The sequence below is a fragment of the Ruegeria sp. CL5 genome (assembly GCF_056536485.1).
The window spans coordinates 569,945-593,485 of sequence record NZ_JBQFPS010000001.1; the positions used below are offsets into that span (position 1 = coordinate 569,945).

Genomic DNA, 23,541 nt, shown 5'->3' on the forward strand with positions numbered 1-23,541 from the left:
CGTGTTCGGGCCTGCAGCAGCTGCACTCACAAGCAGATTAGCGCGATTCGTATCGCACATGCAGCAATTCTTGCTGCATTGCGGCAATAAAGCGCTCATGAGAAAATTTTGAATGCTATTCCAGCAACTTCCGCGACGTTTATCAGCCCACGTGGAACAGAGTCGTGAACAATCTCGGGTCAAGGCTGGCAGAATCGAAGGTGGGCCCTTCGGTCAAAATCGAAACTGCATCGTGGCTATGTAAGCTTTCTTGATGACTTGCGATCACACGAAAATCACCGATGTGGTGATCTGCCTGCAATTCGGCGCAGAACAGCCGCGCGGCATCTTCCACAAAGATAGGATTAGCCGCATTCAGCTCAGCAAATGCCTGTTCATCCTCGCGCTTGACCATCACCTGTGTCTCGGTCGGAACCGCACGACGGCAGAGCGCGATCAGGTCTTCGAACCACAGACAATCTGCATTGCAATCCACCACAACCGATATCCGAGCGACTGATCGCTGCGAATGCGGTGTCGCCAACTGCCCGCGTTTAGCACGCGCATGTTCGCTGAGCTCTAGCGAACAAGGACAGGTCGACGAATACACATAGTCCAGATGCATGATCTTCAGCCGTTCGCCTCCGCGCTCGACCAATTCCAGCGCGATATCATAGTATTGATAACCGCTCAGGCCAGACCGTAGGCTTTCGATTCGATCGGGATAGGAAAACCGCATCTGAATGCGCGCATCAAAGCTGTCGAGATCGGTCATATAGTCGCTCAGCGCGGATTCCATGACCTCAAAGCTGAATGTACGCTCGGCATGTTTGTAGAAAGACCGCATAATCCGGGACATGTTGATGCCCTTCTTTCCGGCCTCGAGGCTGACCGAGCCGGTGATCGAAGTCTCAAGCGTCAGGTCAGCGCCGTTCTTGCGATGAAACCGGATCGGCAGGCGGAAATTCGATATGCCAACATGCTGGATCTGCTGCTTTGCACCCCGGATCAGGCTGGATGGCCCATTTTGCAGGTCGGGCAATGACGCCCTGTACTCTGCGTCAACCTCAAATCCTTCCGGATATTCACGCGACAGAGATGGATAATTTGATTGCGTCAATCCAGGGGCAAGCTGCGCTACCGCCGGGTCAAGTTGACTGATTTCGGCAGCCGTGGCCGATTTCGCCCATTCGCGCAATACCTTGAGAGCTTCAGCCGCCTGATCGTGGTCAGGGGTATCGTCCATTTCGCGCGGATGAACATTCATTGGCAGGAGTCCCTTCCTAAGCCGCAAGACTATATACGACCAAGCTTATTTTACCAGTCCAAGGCGATACAATGAATTTAGCCGCCCGGATCGAATTTGCAGCCAGAAAACCGTCGTTTTTCAACCAAAAACGCCCAATCGAGTCGTTCTGCACCACCTAACCAAGCGTCATGATCCCGATCCTAGCCCTGCGAGCAGGCCAAAGCGTGTTCGATGTCTGCCAACAAGTCGGCCGCGTCTTCAAGCCCTACCGAAAGACGTACAAGGCCGGGCGTAATACCCAACTCATCGCGCTGTTCTTCGCTCAGGCGCTGATGCGTGGTGGTGGCCGGATGCGTCGCGATCGACTTGGCGTCACCCAAATTGTTCGAGATCACGGGGATCGTGAGCGCATTCAGGAACGCAAACGCTGCGGTTTTGCCGCCCTTGATATCCAGCGACAGAACCGTGCCGCCTTTGCCGCCCAGTTGATCCTGCACCAATGCGTTCTGCGGGTGCGTCTTAAGCCCGGGGAACAGTGTCCTCTCTAGTGCGGGATGCCCTTCAAGCGCCTCAGCAATCTTCTGGGCGCTGTCTGCCTGCGCATTCACGCGCAGGGCCATGGTTTCAAGACCTTTGACCATGATCCAGGCGTTAAACGGGCTCAGTGCTCCGCCGGTGTGTTTCATGTAGGGTTCGACCGTGCCACGGATGAAATCCTTGGTGCCGATGATCACACCGCCCAGCGCGCGGCCCTGCCCGTCAATATGCTTGGTTGCCGAATAGACAACCACATCCGCGCCCTGCTCGATCGCGCGCGAGAACACCGGCGTCGAGAATACGTTGTCTACGATTACAACGGCACCAACCGCGTGGGCCAGTTTCGACACACCGGCGATATCGATCACCTCAAGCGTCGGGTTCGACATGGATTCGAAGAATACCGCCTTGGTGTCAGGTCGGAGCGCGGCCTCCCATGCGGCCAGATCGGTACCGTCCACAAACGTCACCTCAACACCGAACCGTGTCAGGATGTTTTCAAGGATATACAGGCAGGACCCAAACAGAGCTTTGGCTGAAACCACATGGTCGCCAGCTTTCAACATCGAAGTCAGCGCACCGTTCACTGCCGCCATGCCCGAGGCGGTAGCAAAAGCATCCTCGCCGCCTTCCAAAGCCGCTATACGTTGCTCGAACATTGAAACGGTGGGGTTGCCGTAGCGGGCATAGATGAACTCATCCGGGCCGCTTTCGATAAACCGGGCCTCGGCCTGCTCGGCGTTCTCGTAGACAAACCCCTGGGTCAGAAAGATCGACTCAGAAACCTCATTGTACTGACTGCGGCGGATGCCGCCATGGACGGCTTGGGTGCGTTTGTTCCAGCTCTCGCTCATCTCATTCCTTTCAGCCCCACTTGGGAGGCAAACAAAAAACCCCAGACGCGGCCAAGCGAAAGGGGTCTTTCATCCTGACCTTTTAGCGGTGTTGTTTAGCGTGGCCCGCAATCCGGTAACAAATCGCCACGTGGTAGGCATGCGTTTACGCCCCGTCCCAGGCCTCGTCAAGCCCGTCCCGCTTCGGGTCACGCTTTCGTAAATGGCCCGAGCAGGCTCTTGCCGTTTGCTCAAAAAGCTTCATCATCGCTTCAACCTGAGGAGGCCCCATGATCGATCTGTATTTCTGGCCCACGCCCAACGGTTGGAAAGTGTCCATCGCGCTGGAAGAGATGGAACTGCCCTACAAAACCCACCTGATCAACATCGGCAAAGGCGACCAGTTCGACCCCGAATTCCTGAAAATCTCTCCTAACAACCGCATGCCCGCTATCGTCGATCCGGATGGCCCCGACGGTGCACCGGTATCCGTCTTTGAAAGCGGTGCAATCCTGATGTACCTCGCCCGCAAGACTGGGCGGTTCTACGGCAAAACCGAGCGTGACCGGATCGCCGTCGAAGAATGGCTGATGTGGCAGATGGGTGGCGTCGGCCCCATGGCCGGACAGGCGCATCACTTCCTGAAATACGCCCCTCAACTGGACCCGCCGCAGGACTTACCCTATCCAAAAGACCGCTACCGCACTGAGGTCGGGCGCCTCTACGGTGTGCTCGACCGGAGGCTAGTCGAAAACGAATATGTCGCAGGCGATTTCTACTCCATCGCCGACATGTCGATTTGGGGTTGGGCGAGCCTTTGGGAAGGGCAACAACAGGTGCTAGAAGACAAACCCCACTTCTCCCGCTGGCTGAACATGATGAACGCCCGCCCCGGCGTTCAGGAAGGTCGCGCGCTGCATGCCGAGCTGCGCTCTGACAACCGTGGCGAGCAGGCACAGGGCAATTTATTCAAGCGATAGCGTTTCCTGACTATAATCAAATCTTTAGTAGGAAAAGGATAATACTCAATCCGCATGACTCGCCTCGACAGATGCTTCGAAGTCAGTCAGGATGAACTCGGCCGGACCTGAAAGGGAACGAGTTATTTTATGCGAGTATTGACTCCTTTGCTTGTATTATGCGCTTGTATGGCAAGCGCCGCGCCTGACTGCGAGGAACCTGCTCAGGCTGAACCACACGAGCTATTGGCGCACGAACCACCATTCGAGCTGGACCTGCTGATAGACGATGATATCGTCACCACCAATTCTAGGCGAGAGCTGACAGCATCCCCCAGACCACGTCTACGCCCATGCAAATTCCACCAGGTTGAGGTTGGGCGCGAAAAGATGCGTGAACGCGGAGCGGTATGTGGCGACTGGACCATTATTGGCGCAAATCTCAAACCAATTAGAGGGAGATACCGGGGATGCGGCATTGCCGAACCTGTAAGCCTCCGCATGGTGTCTGACGTACTTCTAAGCCAGTTGGCGCTAATGGATTGTGAGACCGCTATTAAACTAAAAACTTGGCTGGAAAATACAGCCAAACCAGTCTTTGCGGATCGGGGTGGTGGACTGAAGGGATTGCGACTGGCAGGCCACTATGCGTGTAAGACGCAGAATAACATGCCTCGAGCGCGGATATCAGAACATGCGCGGGGGCGCGCAATCGATATTTCGTCCTTTGTACTGATGGATGGAACCGTGATTACCGTCCGAGATGGGTGGTCGGACGAAAGGACGAACAACGTTATGCGAGAACTTCACGCAGGTGCCTGCGGTTTGTTCGGCACAGTGCTCGGCCCCGAAGCGGACCGTTATCACAAGGGGCATTTCCATTTCGATACAGCACGCCGTCGTGGCGGCCCTGTTTGTCGCTAACGGCCTACAATTCACCCCCACCAACACATCCAACATGCGCAAGATATCTTCGATCACTTGAGCTAATACAAGGGCTACAGAATACCCCTCTTATCTAGCCCTCCACCCGCAGCAGAAGCCCCGAGATCACCGCACGACGGAACGGTTAGTAGATCTTTAGCCAGACCAAAACATTCACGCTTCCGGTCTCATCCTTGAGCTTAACACTGATCTCCCCTTTGGCCGTTCTGGCCTCTGCCGCATGACCGCAAGTACCGCTCTTGCCACTCGCGCACCCACAGCCAGATCATCTAGCCGATTAGTCGGCAGACTGGGCGATGTACGGTACCAATCGCTGGTTTGAGAAACGGGCTGAACAGGGGCAACAAGCTTGAGAATGAAAGAAGAACAAACATTAAGAATGTCCAGTCTCAGCTGGAGGAATCGCAATTGAGGGTAGAAAGACCAAAATGCCTCCACTAAGGAAGAGTTCGAACATCAAAAAAGGAAGACGCACGCAATGGCAAAGATCACCTATGTCGAGCATGGCGGTACCGAACATACAGTCGAGGTCGCCAACGGACTGACAGTCATGGAAGGGGCCCGTGACAACAATATCCCCGGCATCGAGGCCGATTGCGGTGGCGCCTGCGCCTGCTCGACTTGCCATGTCTATGTTCACCCTGACTGGGTCGAGAAAATCCCGGCCAAGGACGACATGGAAGAAGACATGCTGGACTTTGCCTATGAGCCCGACACTGAGCGCTCGCGCCTGACCTGCCAGATCAAGGTCACCGATGCGCTGGACGGGCTGGTTGTCCAGATGCCCGAAAAACAAATCTGATGCCTTCCTGGTCGGTCATGGTCCTAGCAATCGCGCTGGGGATTTGTCCGATCAAAGCTCAGTCACAGCAACCATGGCAGTATGAGCCATTGGGATCGGCGGAATACGCCGAGCCCACCGCTCGATACCCGCACGGCGTGCTCGGTGATCAGATCGAATACGGCGCGCTTGTATTGCAATACGCACCCAATTCGGCGCGATACACAATCCGCTTGCCCAAGGAACGGGTCTTTGAAGATATTAAGCCGCGTCTTGTCGACATAGACAATGACGGCCTTCGCGAAGCGCTAGTGGTTGAAAGCCATCGTGACAAAGGTGCCCGGCTCGCAATCTACAACGGCGGCGGTCTGATCGCCGCCACCCCCTATATCGGAACCCGGAATCGCTGGCTTGCCCCTATCGGTGCCGCCGACCTCGATGGTGACGGCCATATCGAGATCGCCTATGTCGACCGCCCACACCTCGCTAAAACCCTGCGGATCTGGCGCTATGAAAACGGCACCCTGACCGAAATCCTGTCGATCCCCAGCCTCACCAATCACAAAATCGGAGAGGACTTCATCTCGGGCGGCCTACGTCATTGCGACGGTGCCCCAGAGTTAATCGTTGCAAACGCGAACTGGACGCGCATCATCAGCGTCTCATACCAGAACGGCTGGCAAACCGCTGATCTCGGCCCGCTCAGAAAACGCGATGACTTGACCGCAGCGCTAAAGTGCTGATCCTGTCTTCATCTGGCCATAAATACCCTGGGGGGGGGGTGAGGCCAAAGGCCGAGGGGGCAATGCCCCTTACTTGCAATCAATCAAGTCGGGCATAGCCCGGAAATCAGATCACAGCGCGCGCCAACCGATATCACGGCGATAGAAGCCTTCGGGCCAATCCACGCCTTCTACCATCGCATAAGCCCGGTCGCGCGCTTCTTGCAGCGTGTCCCCGCGCGCGGTCACGTTGAGAACCCGACCGCCTGTTGCCTGAATCTGCCCCTCAGCCGCCTTAGTACCCGCATGGAAGACCATGTTCCGGCTGTCCTCGGGCAGGTCTTCCAATCCCTTGATTGCAGTGCCTTTCTCGTAGGTGCCGGGATATCCTTTTGCGGCCATCACGACGGTGATCGCGTGATCCTCAGCCCAGTTCACACGCGTCTCACCCAGCCGCCCTTCGGCCGCAGCGTGCAACAGATCCATCGCCTGCGCGCCCAGCCGCATCATCAAAACCTGACATTCCGGATCGCCAAAACGCACATTGTATTCCACCAGCTTGGGCTGACCATCCTTGATCATCAGCCCTGCATAAAGCACACCCTGAAATGGCGTCCCCCGCCGCGTCATCTCAGCTACGGTCGGGCGCACGATCTGATCCATTGCACGGGCCTCAATCGCGGCACTCAAAACCGGGGCCGGAGAATACGCACCCATGCCGCCGGTGTTCAGTCCGGTATCCCCCTCTCCCACACGCTTGTGGTCCTGAGCCGTGCCAATCGACAGGATATCCTCACCATCACATAGAACGAAAAGCGAAGCCTCCTCGCCCTCCATGAATTCTTCGATTACAACTTCGGCCCCCGCGCCACCGAAGGCACCGCCGAACATGTCATCAATGGCGTCCAGCGCGGTTTGCTCATCCATTGCAACGATCACACCCTTCCCGGCAGCCAGACCATCGGCCTTGACCACGATCGGGGCACCCTGCGCGCGGATATAAGCCTTGGCTGGTTCTGCTTCCGTGAACCGGGCATAACCCGCTGTCGGCGCGCCAGATGCGTCACAGATTTCCTTGGTGAAACTTTTTGAGGCCTCTAACCGCGCCGCTTCGGCTGACGGACCAAAGACCAGAACGCCTGCTTCACGCAACCGATCAGCAACCCCCGCCGCCAAAGGAGCCTCAGGGCCGACAATTACGAAATCAATCGCGTTTTCTTCGGCAAAACTGACGACTGCGCCACCATTCTCGATATCCAGCGCAGCACAATCTGCGATCTGCGCGATCCCGGCGTTGCCCGGTGCCACAATCAGGCGATCACATTTAGGGTTCTGCATCACCGCCCAAGCAAGGCTGTGTTCGCGCCCGCCGCTGCCGAGAATGAGGATATTCATGAAACGCTCCGATCTGCTTGGCCTTGCCTGCGCGGCGTTCTAAGCTGCGCAGAGATTTGACACAAGGCGCTGAAATGTCCGACCTGCTTGATGACCCGTTTCCGGGCCAAAACACCCCCGAATACACCGTCTCGGACATCTCGGGTGAGGTGAAGCGCACGCTCGAAGGCACGTTTGGCCGAATCCGTGTACGCGGCGAGGTCGGGCGGGTGTTCAAGGCGCGCTCAGGGCATCTCTATTACGACATTAAGGACGACCGGAATGTTCTGGCCTGCACCACGTGGAAAGGGCAGATATCAGGTTTGTCGGTTGTTCCCGAGGAAGGTCTTGAAGTTGTCGTCACCGGACGTCTCACAGCTTTCGGAGCCCAGTCGAAATACAATCTGAACGTCGATGAGGTCGCCGTCGCCGGCCAAGGCGCACTTATGGCATTGCTGGAAAAGCGCAAGAAACAGCTCGAATCCGAAGGGCTGTTTTCGGCTGAACGCAAGAAACGCCTACCCTACCTGCCCAAGATCATCGGCGTCGTCACTTCGCCCTCCGGTGCGGTGATCCGAGACATCTTGCATCGGCTGCGCGATCGTTTCCCGCGCAAAGTTCTGATCTGGCCCGTCGCGGTTCAGGGGGCAAACTGCGCCCCTGAAGTGACCCGCGCCATCGAAGGCTTCAATCAACTTACACCGGGCGGGGCCCTCCCGCGACCCGACCTGATTATCGTCGCGCGCGGGGGCGGATCAATCGAGGACCTCTGGGGCTTCAACGAAGAAAGCGTCGCGCGCGCGACTGCAGCGTCAGAAATCCCGTTGATCTCGGCCGTGGGGCACGAGACCGACACCACCCTGATCGACTATGTCTCGGACCGCCGCGCGCCCACGCCAACCGCCGCTGCCGAACTTGCCGTACCGGTCCGCATGGAACTGCTGGCGTGGACCGGAGAACAAGGCGCCCGCCTTTCGCGCGCCTCCACAGATGCCGTGCAACGCCGCAGCCAGCGTCTGCGCGACCTGTCTCGAGCCCTGCCCCGCCCCGATACGCTGCTGGAAAGCCCGCGCCAAAGGCTCGACCAGATATCCGAGCGCCTGCCCAACGCGCTGATCCGGGGTGTTCAGAACCGTCGCGTCAAACTGCTCGATAGCGCGGCCCGTCTGCGCCCCTCGACCCTGCGCAGTTTCGTCGAAACCCGCCGAGACCGCTGGCGCAATCTGTCTTCGCGCTTGTCTCTTCGCCCGATCCAGCGCGAGCTGGAAACACGGCGCGATACCCTCAACCGACTGAGCGATCGCCTGAACGCCGCGCAATCCACGCGGCTGGACCGCCTGCGCCAGCAGATGGAGGCCACTGACCGCCTGCGCGAAACGCTGAGCTACAAGGCGACGCTCGGGCGTGGCTACGCCGTCGTGCGCGCCGACGGGGAAGTCATCACAACCAAAGCACAGGCCGCCGGTCACACGGCACTTGAGATCGAATTCGCCGATGGTCGCCTCCAAACCGGAACACAGGGCAAAGCATCGACCAAAAAACCCAAACAGGCACCGCCTGATCAGGGATCGTTGTTCTAATCAATGCTGACGATCTGGGGCCGTAAAACATCATCCAATGTTCAGGCACTCATGTGGTGTGTCGGCGAACTCGATCTGGAGTACCAGCGCCACGATCTGGGTCATCGCTTTGGCGGATTGGACAGCGCGGCGTTTCAGGCCCTGAACCCAAACCGAACGATTCCGGTTCTAAGAGATGGTGACGGCGCACCGCTCTGGGAAACCGGCGCCATCCTGCGGTATCTTGCTACCAGATATGGGAACGAAACTTTCTGGCCATCAGATCCCATTCAGCGCGCACAGATCGACAAATGGGCGGAATGGGCAAAACTAAACGTCGCAATGGCGTTTACCGTCCCGATTTTCTGGCAAGTGGTTCGCACCCCTGCAAAACAGCGGGACGATCAGGCAATCCGACAGGCCGTCATCGATCTGGAGATCAAGCTAACCATAGCAGACACTCTGCTTGCCGACTCACCCTATCTGGCGGGCGATACGTTCACTTTGGCCGATATCCAATTCGGCCACGTGCTCTACCGCTACTACGATATCGAAATAGACCGCGCGACGCTCCCGCATCTTAGCAGATACTACGACACGTTAACCGAAAGACCTGCATATAAAAGACATGTCATGATTGGCTACGAAGAGCTAAGGCCAACCGACGCTTGACATCATACCCCGACATCCGGCCCGTAACACAGCATCTCTTCGCCAATATCCTCGGCCTCGTACAACTCGGTCGCGGTTGGATCGCCTTCGAATTGCGCGATCAACCCACCGCCAAACTCCGTGAACACCCAGCATTGCGGTGCCAACTGATCCTCATAGATAAAGCAGATCTGATCTTCCTGCTCGTACCAGACCCCTTCCATGCATTTGCCATCCAGAAATGACCAGATCACACGACGATTAGGAAGATACCGCTCGACCCCATAGGCTTGCCCACCGAACCCGTAAAACAAGGTCTTCCCACGGGTATACGCATCGAACTCAGTCGCAGTCAGAGGCGACTGCGCCGCAACGGAATACGCCACGAAGGTCAGCAGAATCATAATAGCTCTGAACATGTCTTCAGTCTGTCAGATGCTGCTACCGAGTACCATTCAACCTTTCCGGCTCTGCCAAATCGGCAAGATAACTCAACGTCACGCCTTGATGCACCGTCGTGATCATGGCGAGATTGCCCAAAAAACATCGGGGATGCACCATGACGACACTTCTGTTTTGGGCCGCTGCGGCCTGCGCGCTGGCCTATATGCCGCTCACTGCGCGCCCGGCTAGCACCCTGCGTAGCACCCTGAAAACAGCGTCGGTCGCCCTGCTGGCCGGTGGCGCCCTACTGGCAAATGCGCCATGGCTTCTGATCCTCGCGCTCACCCTCTGCGCCATCGGGGATGCCCTTCTGTCACGCGAAACCAACAGCACATTCATGGCAGGCATCGGCGCATTTGCGGCTGGCCATCTGGCTTATATTGCTCTGTTCCTGACCCATCCCGATAGCAACCTCGAACTGATCTTCGATCACCCCGCGATCTTCTGGTCCCTGATCATTCTGGGCATCGTTATGGCCACGCTTCTCACCCCGCGCGCCGGAGACCTAAAGATCCCCGTCCTCGCCTATATCCCGATCATCCTGGGCATGGGCATCACCGTTCTCGCGCTTCCCGATACTGATGCCCTACGGTGGGCCTTGCCCGCCGCGATGGCCTTCATCGCCTCGGACCTGACCCTTGCGACTGAAAAGTTTCTGCTGCCCGCCAAGCACCCGGCCCTGAAGCTTACGCCCTATCTGGTCTGGCCGCTCTATTGGGGGGCGCAGGCCGGGTTTCTGATCACCTTCACCTGACCCTTTGCAACTGCCTTCAATCCGCATTAGGTGAGGGGAACACCTGCGGAGACCAAAAATGGCGTTTTTCTCAAAGCTCAAGGACAAGCTGTTCAAATCCTCGTCGCGACTCGAAGAGGGGCTGGATGCGATTGTCGAGGATGGCGGCGATGAAACCACACCTGACCCCGTGATCCCTGACCCCGAGCCAGAACCGCAACCGGTTCCCGAAGTGCCGGAGCCTGCGCCTGTGCCACAACCGGCCGAACCCCCAGCTCCGATCCCGGCTGATCCCACACCGGCCCCTCCGCCCCCGGAAGTCCCCGATTCCAAAGGCCTGCTGGGCCGCCTGTTTACCCGCAACGAAGACCGCACGGTTGTTCGCCGCACTCTGGACGACGACATGCTGGAACAGCTCGAAGAGCTTCTGATCGCCTCGGACATGGGCGTCGACACCGCCCTGCGCGTTACGTCCAACATGGCAGAGGGGCGCTTTGGCCGCAAACTCTCGACCCAGGAAATCAAACAGCTGCTGGCGCAGGAAGTCGCGCGTGTGATGGACCCTGTGGCCAAACCAATGCCAATCTACCCCAAGCGCCCACAAGTGGTGCTGGTTGTCGGCGTGAACGGCTCAGGCAAAACCACTACCATCGGCAAGCTCGCCAGCCAGTTCAAAGCCGCAGGCAAAAAGGTCGTCATCGCCGCCGGAGACACCTTCCGCGCCGCCGCCGTCGAGCAGTTGCAGGTCTGGGGAGACCGCGCTGGCGTGCCCGTGCTGACCGCCCCCGAAGGCTCCGACCCCGCTTCGCTGGCCTTCGATGCCCTGACCAAAGCGCAAAACGAAGGTGCCGACCTTCTGATGATTGATACAGCAGGCCGCCTGCAAAACCGCGCTGACCTGATGGAGGAACTGGCCAAGATCGTCCGCGTCATCCGCAAGGTCGACGACACGGCCCCGCACAACACCCTGCTGGTACTGGACGCCACCACCGGCCAGAACGCCCTTAGCCAGGTCGAAACCTTCCGCAACCTCGCCGATGTCTCGGGCCTCGTGATGACCAAGCTCGATGGCACAGCCAAAGGCGGCGTATTGGTCGCCCTCGCCGACAAGTTCGGTCTGCCGATCCACGCGATTGGCGTCGGTGAGCAGATTGACGACCTCGCCCCCTTCGACCCCGAAGAATTCGCCGCCGCCCTCACCGGCCTGCAAACCTGATCCGCCCCTTCATCTGGCCAAAAATACCTTCGGGGGGCGTGGGGGGCAGACAGCCCCCCACTCTCTCCGCCCAAGCGAAAGCCCCGATTTGAGCGACTGGCTAATCTCCCTCGAAGGCACCGAAGCAGGCCACCACCTCGCCCTCGCCCTCGCGCTGATGGCGGCCTTCCTGCATGCGGTCTTCGGCGCGCTACAAAAGGGGCGCCATGACCCGTGGATGTCGCGTGGAGCGATCGATGCCTGCTATTGCCTTATGGCGATGCCCTTCGCCTTTTTCGTTGTCCCATGGCCCGAACCATATATGTGGCCCATCTTTGGCGTCGTTTGGGTGATCCATATCGGTTACAAGGTGCTGCAGGCGTTGGCCTATACCAAAGGCTCCTACACGGTTGTCTATCCGGTCGTCCGCGGTACTGGCCCGCTGTTTACCGTAATCGGGGCCTATATTCTGTTTGGCGAGACATTCACAGGTGTTCAATGGCTGGGTGTGGCCACTTTGCTGGCAGGTATCTTCGGACTCGCCGCCTATAACCTGCGCTATCTTGAGACCAATCGTGACACGCTACATATCGCGCTGGTACTGGCGCTTGCCACTGGCCTCTTTGTCGCGCTCTATACGACCTATGACGCCTACGGCATACGCGCCACAGCCGACCCGTTCACCTTCCTCGCGTGGTTCTTCATGATCGACGGAGCCGCCATGCCGATATACGCCGCGCTTCGATACCGTGCCATGATTCACCGACCAGCACTCGGCCCCCTGATGCTACGCGGTTTTGTCGGCGGTATCGTCGCACCGCTGTCTTTTGGTGCAGTCATGTTGGCCACGCGGCTCGACAAGGTCGGAGAAGCCGCCGTCCTGCGCGAAACCTCAACCGTCTTCGCCGCGCTCATCGGTTGGCTAGTGCTAAAAGAAACCGTCGGCCCCAGGCGCATTGCGTTAATGGCATTGATTGCACTCGGTGCCGTAATAGTTGAAATGGGCGGGTAAGCAGTAGGTTGGAATCATGGCAGAGAAAAAAGACATCAACCCTTTCCTCAAACAGGTTCTGGAACTTGGGCCTCCGCTAGCCTTCTTCTTCATCTACCTGCGCCTGCGTGATGACAATTTCGTGATCGGTGGCACCGAGTATTCGGGCTTTATCGTCGCCACCATCCTGTTTGTACCGCTGATGCTCGCCGCAATGGGCATCCTCTGGTACCTCACAGGCAAGCTCAGCCGCATGCAGATTTTCACTGCGTTCATGGTGATTTTCTTCGGTGGCCTTACCGCCTGGTTCAATGACGAGCGGTTTTTCAAGATGAAAACAACGCTGGTCTATGGCTTCTTTTCCGCCATCCTTGGGATCGGTCTTTTGCAGGGAAAGTCCTACCTGGCTTATGTTCTGGACGAAATGCTGCCCATGCGTGACGAAGGCTGGATGATCCTGACGCGCCGACTGTGTGCCTGTTTTGCAGTGCTTGCGGTCGCCAATGAACTGGTCTGGAGAACAATGTCGACCGACCTTTGGGTCAAGATCGAAACCTTCGGCTTTCCCATCGCGCTGATGGCGTTCCTGATGATGCAGTTCAGCATGCTGCAACGCTATATGGATGACCCGGATCAGTAACTGGTCGGATCACTCAGCGTTAATATCTGATGAATTTTCTTGGCTTAGAACGCAAGCTGTGGAAAGCTGGGGCACCACCCGCACCACTCAACTCCGGAGACAATCGCCCGCATGATGGCTTTCCCCAATAGCGGATTCCTATCCGAAGCCTCTGAAGAGCTGCGCACAATGCTGGCGGCCCAGGCCACAGAATTGACGCTCGACCGGGGCGATGTACTGTTCGAACAAGGCGACCCAGGAGAGGCGCTTTATGCGATCCTGTCCGGCAAGCTCGAGGTATCCTTTTTGGCCATGAGCGGACGTAAACTGTCGCTTAGGCTGATGCGCGCTGGCGAAGTGTTCGGCGAGATTGCTCTGTTCGACAGCGGTCCCCGGACCGCCACTGTCACCGCAGCAGGGCCTGCCAAAGTCCTTCGCGTTCGACACAAGGATGTCATGGAACAGATCCGAAAGAACCCCGATCTCGCGGTCGACTTGATCCGCCTCGCGGGGGTGCGCATGCGTTGGATGGGCGATCAGTTGAACGAGCAGGTGTTCCTGCCAATGCCGATAAGACTGGCGCGCAAGCTGTTGCATTTGGCAGGTCAACAAGACACACCGACGGCTCGGATCACGCTGTCACAAAGCGAACTGGCTGAATTCGTCGGTGCAACGCGTGAAGCGGTGTCAAAAACCATATCGACTTGGAAGCGCGACAATGTGGTCGAAGCCTCGCGTGGAGGTCTGCAAATCCACGATTTCGACGCACTACGGCAACTTGCCGAATCTGATCTGATCTAAAGTTGCACGGATGTGATCCGCTTCACATACGCGGCATCAAGATTGCCCTAAGGTCAATCCTGTTACCGTAGGAGGTCGGTTTTATCATCCCCGATATCTGTCCACCGACCTCTCCCTGTACAAGAGCCATATGCCTTCCCCGGCATATGGCTTCTTTCTTAACAAAGTATGAATAAATGAAGAAAGGCCGGGATATTCACCCGGCCTTCATAAATTTTGATTGGAATGCTGTTTACGGTGCCAGGCTCAGCGCCACAAATCGAGGCTCTCCGCCACGCCGTACCAGCAGCAACAGCGATTTACGCCCAGCCTCTCGCGCCTCTTCCATGCGGGCCTCAAGATCAGCAATTGAGGTCACTTTTTGCTGCCCCGCCTCTGTGATCAGATCGCCGGTGCGCAGGCCTTTCTCAAAGGCTTCCGAAGTTTCATCCACATTGGTGACCAACAGGCCCTCGGCATCGGCATCCAGCCCCAATTCCTCGCGCTGGCTGTCGCCCAACGGAGCAATGGTCAGACCTAGAATGTCTTTATCCTCTTCCGCCGGTGCTTCGATTTCTGGCTCATCACCTTCTTCAGCGCGCTCGGCATCCTCGCGACGCCCCAGCGTCACCAGCACGGTTTGCGTGCCACCGTCACGATGCACAACGACGCGCACGGATTTACCTACCGTGGTCTCACCCACCTGCCGTACAAGGCCGCGCGTGTCTTCGACCTCGACACCATCGAAGCTGATGATCACATCTCCGGCCAACAGTCCGGCGTCTTTGGCCGGGCCGTCCGGGACATCGCTGATCAGCGCGCCGCCGGGTTTGTCTAGACCCATTGCCTCGGCCATATCCTCGGTCACGTCCTGAATGCGCACGCCCAGCCAGCCGCGGCGGGTTTCACCAAACTCGCGCAACTGATCGACAACCTTGATCACCACGTTCGAGGCCATCGAGAACCCGATCCCGATCGAGCCGCCATTGGGCGACAGGATCGCTGTATTCACACCGATCACTTCGCCATTCATGTTGAACAACGGACCGCCCGAGTTCCCGCGGTTGATCGCCGCGTCTGTCTGGATATAGTCGTCATACGACCCGCTCAGCGCCCGGTTTCGCGCCGACACGATCCCGGCCGAGACCGAAAATCCCTGCCCAAGCGGATTGCCCATCGCAATCACCCAATCCCCGACGCGCGCTGTATCGCTGTCTCCGAATTGGACATATTTCAACGGCCCTTCGGCTTCGACCTTCAGCAGCGCGATATCGGTTTTTTCGTCCCTGCCGATCACCTTAGCAACCAGCTCTTCTGCAGGCTGACCATCACCAGGAAAGAACTCGACTAGAATTTCATCGGCTTCGGCGATGACGTGGTTGTTGGTGACGATATACCCGTCTTCCGAAATCACGAACCCCGAGCCCAGCGCGTTGCTGCGGCGCGGGCGGTTTTCGTCATCCCCGCCATTGCGGTCCTGAAACTCGCGGAAAAAATCCTCGAACGGAGAGCCTTCGGGCACGATCCCCTGCGGACCGGTCTGACCTTCAATCAGGGTCGAGGTGGTAATATTGACCACCGCAGGGCTGATCTTTTCAGCAAGCGGTGCCAGACTGTCACCGCGCGACTGCGCGGCCACTGACTGTGCAAGAACCAGCAGCATCCCCAAAAAGGCCAGCCACATAAGCCGCATCATTACCATAACATCGTCCCGCCGGACGGACACACTGCGCGCTTTCGCCTGCACTTGGGGTCTCCTTGTCGACACTTCTTTTGCGGGCAACCAAAGATCACCCTTCTTAGCAACCAATGTAGTCAGTTTGGCCAAGCCCGCAACTCGGGATCGCGGGGAAATCACCGGTGCGTGAAACCATCGCATCAAAAACCGACCTGATATGCGCCCCACAACAGGATCAAACCGCTGACGACACATAGCAATCCAGCCAAACGCCGCGCCTGTTCAGGCAGAGTTCTCAGCGCCTCAAGCATGCGCTCAATAAGCGAAGGGGCCAGCGCATAGGCCAGCCCCTCAACAATCAGTACCAGCCCAAAGGCCAGAAGGATCATACCCATTACTCAGATGCCGCAGCAGCCGGGGCCCGACGCCCGGTCGGAGAAGCAAGGTAGTTGAAGAACTCTGAATCCGGGCTCAGGATCAACGAACTGTTGCCGCCTTGCAGGGCGTTTTCGTAAGCTGTGAGCGACCGGTAGAATTCAAAGAACTCCGGGTCTGCGCCATAAGCTTCGGCAAAGATCGAGTTCCGTTCGGCATCCGCTTCACCGCGAATGATCTCAGCCTCGCGATTTGCGTCGGACACCAGTTCAACCACGGTCCGGTCGGCCTGCGCGCGTACACGCTGCGCCGCCTCGTTACCACGGGCACGTTCGTCAGTGGCTTCACGTTCACGTTCGGCCTTCATCCGGTCAAACGTCGCTTCGAGGTTCGCCTGCGGCAGATCGGTGGCTTTCAGACGCACGTCGATCACGTTAACGCCCAGAGCCTGCGCTTCGGCAATCGCACTGTTGCGGATTCGCAGCATCAGCGCAGCACGGTCCGAGCTGAGAATATCACGGGACGATACCGAACCCAGAACCTCACGCGTTTCAGCGCGCAGGATACGGTCCAGGCGATCCTCGGCAACCGGGATGCCACCGACACCGACCGCCTGACGGAACTGGTTCAGGTCCGAAATCCGGTAGCGCGCGAAGGCGTCAACCACGAGACGGCGATCGTCCAAAGGCGTAACTTCCAGCGGCTGCACATCGATCGACAGGATGCGGTCATCATAGCGCACCACTTCCTGAATCAACGGGATTTTGAACGCCAAGCCCGGCTCTTCCTTCACTGCAACAACGCGGCCAAATTGCAGAACCAGCGCGCGCTCGCGCTCATCCACGATGAAGATCGAGGACAGGATGCCGACGATTGCGACGAATACGATCGGCAGAATGATTGTCGATTTACGCATCAGTTGCTCTCCCCTGCAGGGCTACGGCGCAGTTCATTCAGCGGCAGATACGGGACGACGCCCTGCCCTGATCCTGTGGAGTTTTCATCCAGAATGATCTTGTCAACATCGCCCAGAACCTGCTCCATCCGCTCCAGGTACAGACGTTTGCGGGTTACATCCGGCGCTTTGGAGTACTCTTCCAAAACCGCACTGAAACGACTGGCCTCACCCATTGCGCTGTTGATCTGCTGGGCACGATAGGCCTCAGCCTCTTCCAGAACCTGAGCGGCTTCACCCCGCGCTTCGGCCAGAACGCGGTTGGCATAAGCATCCGCCACGTTCTGCAACCGGTCGCGTTCCTGCGCGGCGGCCTGAACATCACGGAACGCGGCAATCACGTCCTGCGGCGGGTCGGCTTTGTCGAAGTTCACACGGACGATGTTCACACCTGAATCATAGCTGTCCATTGTCGCCTGAATCAGTTCCTGCAAACGGTCGGCAATAATGCCACGATCCCGGTTCAGGATTGGTGCAAGCTCGCTTTGCGCGATGATCTCACGCATGGCCGATTCCGAAACAGCACGGATCGTTTGGCGCGGATCGCGGAGGTTGAACAGATATTTGGCCGGATCGTTAATGTTCCAGACGACCTGATAGTCGATATCGACCACATTCTCGTCCCCGGTCAGCATCAGACCATCGTCGCTGCCGCGGGCACCACCCATGTCTTCGTTTTGTTCGCGGGTGACCGGAATCACCTCTGCGGTGACAAGAGGCCAAGGCGCGAAATTCAGACCTGGATTTCCAACAGCCGAGAATTCGCCCAAAAACAGCTCAACAGACTGTTCTTCGGGTTTAACGGTGTAGAAGCTCGCCGCAGCCCAGAGACCTGCTGCCACCAACACACCAATTGCAATCGTGCCCTTGGTAAATGCCGGACCACCGCCGCCGCCATTGCCATTGGTCCCACGGCCACCGCCGCCGCGACCGCCCATGAGGACGCGCAGCTGCTCCTGGCCTTTTTTCATCAGCTCGTCGATCTCGGGGATCTGCGGGCCGTCGCCTTCGGGGGGCTTACGCCCGTCCCCATTGTTACCCCGATTTCCTCCGCCTCCGGATGAGCCTCCGCCCCCCCAGGGGCCGCCGCTGTTGCCCGCCATATGTATCTTTTCCCTTATCTTGGACCGTGTGATCACGGGTTCCCTTGTAACGTGTGTGCGCGCGCTTGCAAATCAAGCCGTGCGCACAGGTTGCCGCATTGTCACCAGTTCTTCGGCCATGACTGGGTGAACTGCAACGGTGCGGTCGAAATCTTCTTTGGTAGCCCCCATCTTAACGGCGATTCCAGCCAGTTGGATCATCTCGCCTGCGCCCGGAGCCACAATGTGACAACCCAGCACCTTGCGCGTCGCCTGTGACACGATCAGCTTCATCAGAACCTTCTGCGAGCCTCCTGCAAATGATTTCTGCATCGGCTTGAATGAGGTCGCATAAACCTCGATCGATTCCTGCGCCGCCGCCTCTTCTTCGCTGAGGCCTACTGTGCCCATTTCTGGCTGCGTGAAGATCGCGGTCGGGATCAGTTCGTGGTCCACGGGGGTCGGGTTGCCCTTGAAAACCGTCTCGACAAAGGCCATTCCCTCGCGGATCGCAACCGGAGTCAGGTTCACCCGATCCGTCACGTCGCCAATGGCGTAGATCGATGGCACGCCGGTCTGGCTGTATTCATCTACGATGATCTCGCCCTTGCGACCGCGTTCGACACCCAGCGCCTCGAGCCCAAGATCATCTGCATTGGGTGCGCGGCCGGTGGCATACATCACCACATCGAACTGATCTTCACTGCCATCTGTGGCTTTGACACGGATCTTGTCGCCATCTTTGGTCATTTCGACTACGTTGGTTTCCAGGCGCACATCAATGCCGTTCTGGCGCATCTCGTCGCAGATCAGACCGCGCGCTTCTTCGTCGAAGCCGCGCAAAATCTGAGGTCCACGATAGAACTGGGTAGTCTTCACCCCTAATCCGTTCATGATGCCGGCAAACTCACTTGCGATATAGCCGCCACCCACAATCAGGATGTTTTCGGGTAATTTTTCCAGATGGAATATCTCGTTTGAGGTGATCGCCAGATCCGAGCCGGGAAACTCGGGCACAACCGGACGCCCACCCGTGGCGATCAGGATGTGCTTGGCGGTCTTGCGCGTCCCGTCAGCCAGTTCAACCGTATGCGGATCGACCACACGGGCCCTCTGATCAAAGCTTTCGACACCGTTGTTTTTAAGGATGTTGCGATAAACGCCCTCCAAACGGTCCAACTCGGTCACCAACTTGCCATGGAATAAATTCCAGTCGAACTCACCGGGCCGAACATCCCAACCGAATGCCTGAGCATCTCCGACCATCCCAGAAAATTCGCTGGCAAAAACCATCAATTTTTTGGGCACACAGCCGCGGATCACGCAGGTTCCGCCGTAACGATCCTCTTCTGCCAGCGCCACTTTGGCACCGGTCTCACCCGCAGCTACACGCGCCGCGCGTACACCACCCGAGCCACCTCCGATGACGAACAGATCATAGTCAAAGCTCATACATGCGTTCCTTTGCTTGCCGCGTGGCTAATATTCAGTGGATATCTGGGCGCAAAATTCAAACTGCCAACCCCTGAGCGCTGAAATATCAAGATTTCATCAGATACCCGCCGCGCTATCTGACCTGACCTTAATCTGCCAGATCGGAGAACAGGTTGTCCCCACCCTCGCCCAGCATGTTGGTCAGCACAGTGCCTTCATTGAGGTCGCGCAGTTCAACGCGCCCGTCACCATGGCCGACGATTACTTTGTCGCAAATGTCGATGAACAACCCGTTCTCGACCACGCCGGGGATCTGGTTCATCACCAGCGCCAACTGCCGCGCATTTCCGATCCGTTTGAGGTGCAGGTCCAATATGTGATTGCCCTCATCCGTGACCTTGGGGGCCTCGCCATTCATCCGCAAAGTAACCGACGTGCCCAGCACATCCATCGTGTCCAGCGCCTCTTCGATCAGCGTGCGGGTGGTCTGCCAGCCGAATGGGATCACCTCAACCGGCAAGGGGAACGCGCCCAGCGTCTCGACCTCTTTGCCGGCATCGGCGATCACCACCATCTGGTCGCTGGCCGTGGCCACGATCTTTTCCTGCAGCAGCGCAGCACCGCCGCCCTTGATCAGATTGAATTCACCATCGAATTCATCCGCGCCGTCTATGGTCAGGTCCAACCACCCAGCCTGATCCAGCGAGATAACCTCGATCCCCTCTTCGCGCGCCAATTGCGCGGTTGCGGTCGAGGTCGGAACGCCTTTGATCGACAGACCTTCGTCGCGCACCCGCTCGCCTAGACGCCGGACCAGCCACGCGGCGGTCGATCCGGTCCCCAGGCCCACGCGCATTCCACTTTGGACAAGATCGGCGGCACGGCAGGCCGCAACATATTTTGCTTTGTCGATGGGCGACAAATCCTTGATCATGGCAGCTTCCCCTCAGAATATTGACGGACTTATAGGGAATGCCCCGCGCAACTGCGAGAGGCAATTCACTCGATCGCAGCGCTTACTTAACACTTAACGACGAGTTTCCTATAGGAAACGTCGTAATCGATCACTATACTAGTCGCCAGACACTCTAGAAAGACGTCATGGAATCGACTTATCGCCTTCACTATGCCCCCGACAATGCCTCGCTGATAATCCGATTGGCTTTGGAAGAGATGGGCTTGACGTATGAGACGGCGCTGGTCGATCGCACACGTAACGCACAAGACAGTGCCGCTTATCGTGCACTGAATCCCAATGGGCTGATTCCCGTATTGGAAACACCACAAGGACCAATTTTCGAGACTGCCGCAATCCTGTTGTGGCTGGCCGACACGCACCGACAGATGGCCCCCGCGCCCGAAAGCGCCGATCGGGCGGCGTTTCTGAAATGGCTGTTCTTTGCTTCAAACACATTGCATGCCGATCTGCGCATCCTGTTCTACGCTGAGAAATACATCGACGCAGCACAGGCTGAAGCGTTGCGTGCCAGTATTCGCCCCAGATTGCGCCAGCATCTGAAGCGGCTGGATGATTTGGCCCAAGGCGCGCCCGATTGGTTCAACACGCAGGTGCCCTCGGCCCTGACCGTCTATGTCGCCTGCATGATGCGCTGGATGGCGCTTTATCCCGCCAAGGCTGACCGCAGTTGGTATCAGCTGGCCGACACACCCTATTTGCAAAAGATACTGCATCAACTCGAATTTCGCCCGGCAACCCGATCGGTCATCGCCGCCGAGGGTTTGGGGGCGACGCCGTTCACATCTCCAACCTACGCCACCCCTCCAGAAGGCTCAGCTACCTGACATGTTTCTCTCAGTTTTCGATATGTTCAAAGTGGGCATTGGCCCATCATCGTCACACACCATGGGCCCTATGGTCGCCGCCGCACGGTTTCTTGATCTGATGCGTGCATCACCGTTTGAATTTGCGGGTTTGCGCGGCTCATTGCATGGATCGCTTGCTTTCACCGGCGTCGGCCACGCGACTGACCGCGCTACGATCCTTGGTCTCGCCGGGTTCGTGCCCGACACGTATGACAACGATAAGGCCGAGGCCGCGCTGACGCAGATTTCCGATACGCATACGGTAACCCCAGAAGGGTTGCCTACGCTAAGCTTCGATCCTAAGGCCGATCTGATATTTGACTACGACAACAATCTGCCCGGCCACGCCAACGGCATGATCCTGATGGCCACCGACGCACAAGGCGATGTCATATTGCGTCAGGTCTATTATTCCATTGGTGGCGGCTTTGTCCTGACCGAAGAAGAACTGGCTGAAGGCAAGGCAACCGACGAAGGTGCGCCTGTGCCCTTCCCGTTCAAATCCGCGGCGGAAATGCTGCAGATGGCCAAGGACAACGGCAAAAGCATCGCTCAGATGAAGCGCGAAAATGAAATCGCGCGCGGTTGCGCGGATAGCTTTGCCAAAGGCACGGCACGTCTTTGGCAGGTCATGAATGACTGTATCGAGCGCGGCTTGAAAACCGATGGCATCCTGCCCGGTGGACTTAGTGTGCGTCGCCGCGCCAAGGGGATCCACGATGCCCTGCTGGCCGAACGCGGCATGAACCTGAACGCGCCGCATACGATAAACGACTGGATGAGCGTCTATGCGATGGCCGTGAACGAAGAAAACGCCGCCGGTGGGCAAGTCGTCACCGCACCTACCAACGGCGCGGCAGGCGTGCTGCCTTCAGTCTTGCGTTATTACCTCGATCATGTCCCCGGCGCGTCCGAAAGCCATGTCGAGGATTTCCTGCTCACCGCGGCCGCCATCGGCGGTCTGGTCAAGTTCAACGCCTCGATCTCGGGCGCCGAGGCGGGCTGTCAGGCAGAGGTCGGAAGTGCCTCGGCCATGGCTGCCGCCGGCATGTGCGCTGTGATGGGTGGTACGCCCGAGCAGGTGGAAAACGCCGCCGAGATCGCGCTCGAACATCACCTCGGCATGACATGCGACCCGGTCGCGGGCTTGGTGCAGGTGCCTTGTATCGAACGCAATGGCCTTGGCGCGATCAAGGCCGTTTCGGCAGCGTCACTCGCCCTGCGCGGTGACGGTAAGCACTTCATGCCCCTGGACGCAGCCATTGAAACTATGCGCCAGACCGGCGAGGATATGCACGCGAAGTACAAGGAAACCTCATTGGGCGGGCTGGCCGTCAACGTGCCGAACTGCTGATCTGACAGCGAGAAAGAGCGGGTGACATGCGTGGACATTGCCTATGCGGCAAGATCGGATACGAGGTTGACCCTCCGGTTCTGTCCTGTGTCACCTGCCATTGCGATAGCTGCCGTCGCCAATGCGCGGCCCCGATGACCACCTATTTCGGGGCGCGCGACGGCAATTGGCGCTGGACTGGTGAACAGCCGAAAAGGTTTAACTCTTCTCCCGGGGTCGAGCGCAGTTTTTGCCCCAGTTGCGGTACGCCTATATCCTTTCGGTCTACCGTGATGTCGGATGTGATGCACCTCTATGTTGCGACGCTAGAAAACCCCGAGGCGCTGACCCCGACCTTGCATGTCGCGCACGAGGAAAAGCTTAGCTGGCTTCAACTCCATGACGGCCTGCCCACCTGCATCGGCCCAGATTACACCAAAGTCCAACCCCTATCCGATACCTGAGATCAGAGCTTCCCCCTCTGCCGCGAAAACGCTAGCGTCGCGCAC

Annotated in this window: 24 protein-coding genes and 1 riboswitch; of the genes, 14 read left to right on the forward strand and 10 right to left on the reverse strand. The window is 57.9% G+C overall.

Annotated features, from left to right (window positions below):
- Positions 1–142: 142 nt before the first annotated feature.
- Positions 143–1,246, reverse strand: coding sequence for a GTP cyclohydrolase FolE2 (gene folE2 / locus ACR0IU_RS02760; RefSeq protein ID WP_480715167.1), 1,104 nt, complete (start codon positions 1,244–1,246; stop codon positions 143–145).
- A 182-nt stretch (positions 1,247–1,428) separates the two neighbouring features.
- Entirely contained in the window at positions 1,429–2,619 is a 1,191-nt protein-coding gene (metZ, locus tag ACR0IU_RS02765; protein ID WP_480715168.1) for an O-succinylhomoserine sulfhydrylase, read from the reverse strand.
- Positions 2,620–2,681: 62 nt separating this feature from the next.
- Positions 2,682–2,759: riboswitch (SAM riboswitch) on the reverse strand.
- Positions 2,760–2,888: 129 nt separating this feature from the next.
- On the opposite strand from metZ, the gene ACR0IU_RS02770 reads away from it, so the two are divergent.
- The 4 genes from ACR0IU_RS02770 to ACR0IU_RS02785 all read left to right on the forward strand — a co-directional run bounded on the left by ACR0IU_RS02770 (position 2,889) and on the right by ACR0IU_RS02785 (position 6,026).
- Positions 2,889–3,578, forward strand: coding sequence for a glutathione S-transferase N-terminal domain-containing protein (locus ACR0IU_RS02770; protein ID WP_480715169.1), 690 nt, complete (start codon positions 2,889–2,891; stop codon positions 3,576–3,578).
- 168 nt (positions 3,579–3,746) lie between these two features.
- Positions 3,747–4,481 carry an extensin-like domain-containing protein gene (locus ACR0IU_RS02775; protein WP_480715170.1) on the forward strand — a complete coding sequence of 245 codons (735 nt, stop codon included), beginning with the start codon at positions 3,747–3,749 and terminating at the stop codon, positions 4,479–4,481.
- Positions 4,482–4,980: 499 nt separating this feature from the next.
- A complete protein-coding gene (locus tag ACR0IU_RS02780) occupies positions 4,981–5,304 on the forward strand; it encodes a 2Fe-2S iron-sulfur cluster-binding protein (protein ID WP_010439247.1) in 324 nt (107 codons plus the stop codon).
- A 17-nt stretch (positions 5,305–5,321) separates the two neighbouring features.
- A complete protein-coding gene (locus tag ACR0IU_RS02785; protein ID WP_480715171.1) occupies positions 5,322–6,026 on the forward strand; it encodes an FG-GAP repeat domain-containing protein in 705 nt (234 codons plus the stop codon).
- A 111-nt stretch (positions 6,027–6,137) separates the two neighbouring features.
- On the opposite strand, the gene purD is transcribed toward ACR0IU_RS02785, so the two are convergent.
- On the reverse strand, positions 6,138–7,400 hold the full coding sequence (gene purD / locus ACR0IU_RS02790) for a phosphoribosylamine--glycine ligase (protein WP_480715172.1): 1,263 nt from the start codon (positions 7,398–7,400) through the stop codon (positions 6,138–6,140).
- A gap of 74 nt (positions 7,401–7,474) precedes the next feature.
- On the opposite strand from purD, the gene xseA reads away from it, so the two are divergent.
- Entirely contained in the window at positions 7,475–8,959 is a 1,485-nt protein-coding gene (gene xseA / locus ACR0IU_RS02795) for an exodeoxyribonuclease VII large subunit (protein WP_480715173.1), read from the forward strand.
- 3 nt (positions 8,960–8,962) lie between these two features.
- Positions 8,963–9,610 (forward strand): glutathione S-transferase family protein, encoded by a 648-nt coding sequence (locus ACR0IU_RS02800; protein WP_480715174.1) that lies wholly within the window; start codon positions 8,963–8,965, stop codon positions 9,608–9,610.
- 2 nt (positions 9,611–9,612) lie between these two features.
- Here the strand turns inward: ACR0IU_RS02800 and ACR0IU_RS02805 are convergent, their stop codons facing one another.
- Positions 9,613–10,008, reverse strand: coding sequence for a hypothetical protein (locus ACR0IU_RS02805; RefSeq protein ID WP_480715175.1), 396 nt, complete (start codon positions 10,006–10,008; stop codon positions 9,613–9,615).
- Positions 10,009–10,148: 140 nt separating this feature from the next.
- On the opposite strand from ACR0IU_RS02805, the gene ACR0IU_RS02810 reads away from it, so the two are divergent.
- The 5 genes from ACR0IU_RS02810 to ACR0IU_RS02830 all read left to right on the forward strand — a co-directional run bounded on the left by ACR0IU_RS02810 (position 10,149) and on the right by ACR0IU_RS02830 (position 14,372).
- On the forward strand, positions 10,149–10,787 hold the full coding sequence (locus ACR0IU_RS02810; RefSeq protein WP_480715176.1) for a lysoplasmalogenase: 639 nt from the start codon (positions 10,149–10,151) through the stop codon (positions 10,785–10,787).
- Between the two features lie 58 nt (positions 10,788–10,845).
- Positions 10,846–11,982, forward strand: coding sequence for a signal recognition particle-docking protein FtsY (gene ftsY, locus ACR0IU_RS02815; protein WP_170779100.1), 1,137 nt, complete (start codon positions 10,846–10,848; stop codon positions 11,980–11,982).
- 88 nt (positions 11,983–12,070) lie between these two features.
- Positions 12,071–12,973, forward strand: a complete 903-nt coding sequence (locus tag ACR0IU_RS02820; RefSeq protein WP_170469241.1) for a DMT family transporter — start codon at positions 12,071–12,073, stop codon at positions 12,971–12,973.
- 16 nt (positions 12,974–12,989) lie between these two features.
- Entirely contained in the window at positions 12,990–13,592 is a 603-nt protein-coding gene (locus ACR0IU_RS02825) for an inner membrane-spanning protein YciB (protein ID WP_010439223.1), read from the forward strand.
- A 111-nt stretch (positions 13,593–13,703) separates the two neighbouring features.
- Positions 13,704–14,372, forward strand: coding sequence for a Crp/Fnr family transcriptional regulator (locus tag ACR0IU_RS02830; protein WP_480715177.1), 669 nt, complete (start codon positions 13,704–13,706; stop codon positions 14,370–14,372).
- 232 nt (positions 14,373–14,604) lie between these two features.
- Here ACR0IU_RS02830 and ACR0IU_RS02835 read toward each other — a convergent pair whose 3' ends face one another.
- The 6 genes from ACR0IU_RS02835 to rpiA all read right to left on the reverse strand — a co-directional run bounded on the left by ACR0IU_RS02835 (position 14,605) and on the right by rpiA (position 20,809).
- Positions 14,605–16,053 carry a Do family serine endopeptidase gene (locus tag ACR0IU_RS02835; protein ID WP_480715285.1) on the reverse strand — a complete coding sequence of 483 codons (1,449 nt, stop codon included), beginning with the start codon at positions 16,051–16,053 and terminating at the stop codon, positions 14,605–14,607.
- A 176-nt stretch (positions 16,054–16,229) separates the two neighbouring features.
- Positions 16,230–16,424, reverse strand: coding sequence for a DUF2065 domain-containing protein (locus tag ACR0IU_RS02840; protein WP_010439218.1), 195 nt, complete (start codon positions 16,422–16,424; stop codon positions 16,230–16,232).
- Positions 16,424–17,320, reverse strand: coding sequence for a protease modulator HflC (hflC, locus tag ACR0IU_RS02845; protein WP_010439217.1), 897 nt, complete (start codon positions 17,318–17,320; stop codon positions 16,424–16,426). The genes ACR0IU_RS02840 and hflC overlap by 1 nt, the downstream gene beginning before the upstream one ends.
- The gene (hflK, locus tag ACR0IU_RS02850; RefSeq protein WP_480715178.1) at positions 17,320–18,462 is read right to left on the reverse strand and encodes an FtsH protease activity modulator HflK; all 1,143 of its coding nucleotides are present in this window, start codon (positions 18,460–18,462) and stop codon (positions 17,320–17,322) included. Before hflK ends, hflC begins: the two co-directional genes overlap by 1 nt.
- A 72-nt stretch (positions 18,463–18,534) precedes the next feature.
- Entirely contained in the window at positions 18,535–19,893 is a 1,359-nt protein-coding gene (gene gor / locus ACR0IU_RS02855; RefSeq protein ID WP_480715179.1) for a glutathione-disulfide reductase, read from the reverse strand.
- 130 nt (positions 19,894–20,023) lie between these two features.
- Positions 20,024–20,809, reverse strand: a complete 786-nt coding sequence (rpiA, locus tag ACR0IU_RS02860; RefSeq protein ID WP_010439210.1) for a ribose-5-phosphate isomerase RpiA — start codon at positions 20,807–20,809, stop codon at positions 20,024–20,026.
- Positions 20,810–20,976: 167 nt separating this feature from the next.
- On the opposite strand from rpiA, the gene ACR0IU_RS02865 reads away from it, so the two are divergent.
- The 3 genes from ACR0IU_RS02865 to ACR0IU_RS02875 are packed head-to-tail and all read left to right on the forward strand — an operon-like array spanning position 20,977 to position 23,496.
- Positions 20,977–21,678: a glutathione S-transferase family protein gene (locus ACR0IU_RS02865; protein ID WP_480715180.1), complete on the forward strand. Its 702-nt coding sequence runs from the start codon at positions 20,977–20,979 to the stop codon at positions 21,676–21,678.
- A 1-nt stretch (position 21,679) separates the two neighbouring features.
- Positions 21,680–23,053 (forward strand): L-serine ammonia-lyase, encoded by a 1,374-nt coding sequence (locus ACR0IU_RS02870; RefSeq protein ID WP_010439206.1) that lies wholly within the window; start codon positions 21,680–21,682, stop codon positions 23,051–23,053.
- A 26-nt stretch (positions 23,054–23,079) separates the two neighbouring features.
- A complete protein-coding gene (locus ACR0IU_RS02875; protein ID WP_480715181.1) occupies positions 23,080–23,496 on the forward strand; it encodes a GFA family protein in 417 nt (138 codons plus the stop codon).
- Positions 23,497–23,541: the final 45 nt, after the last annotated feature.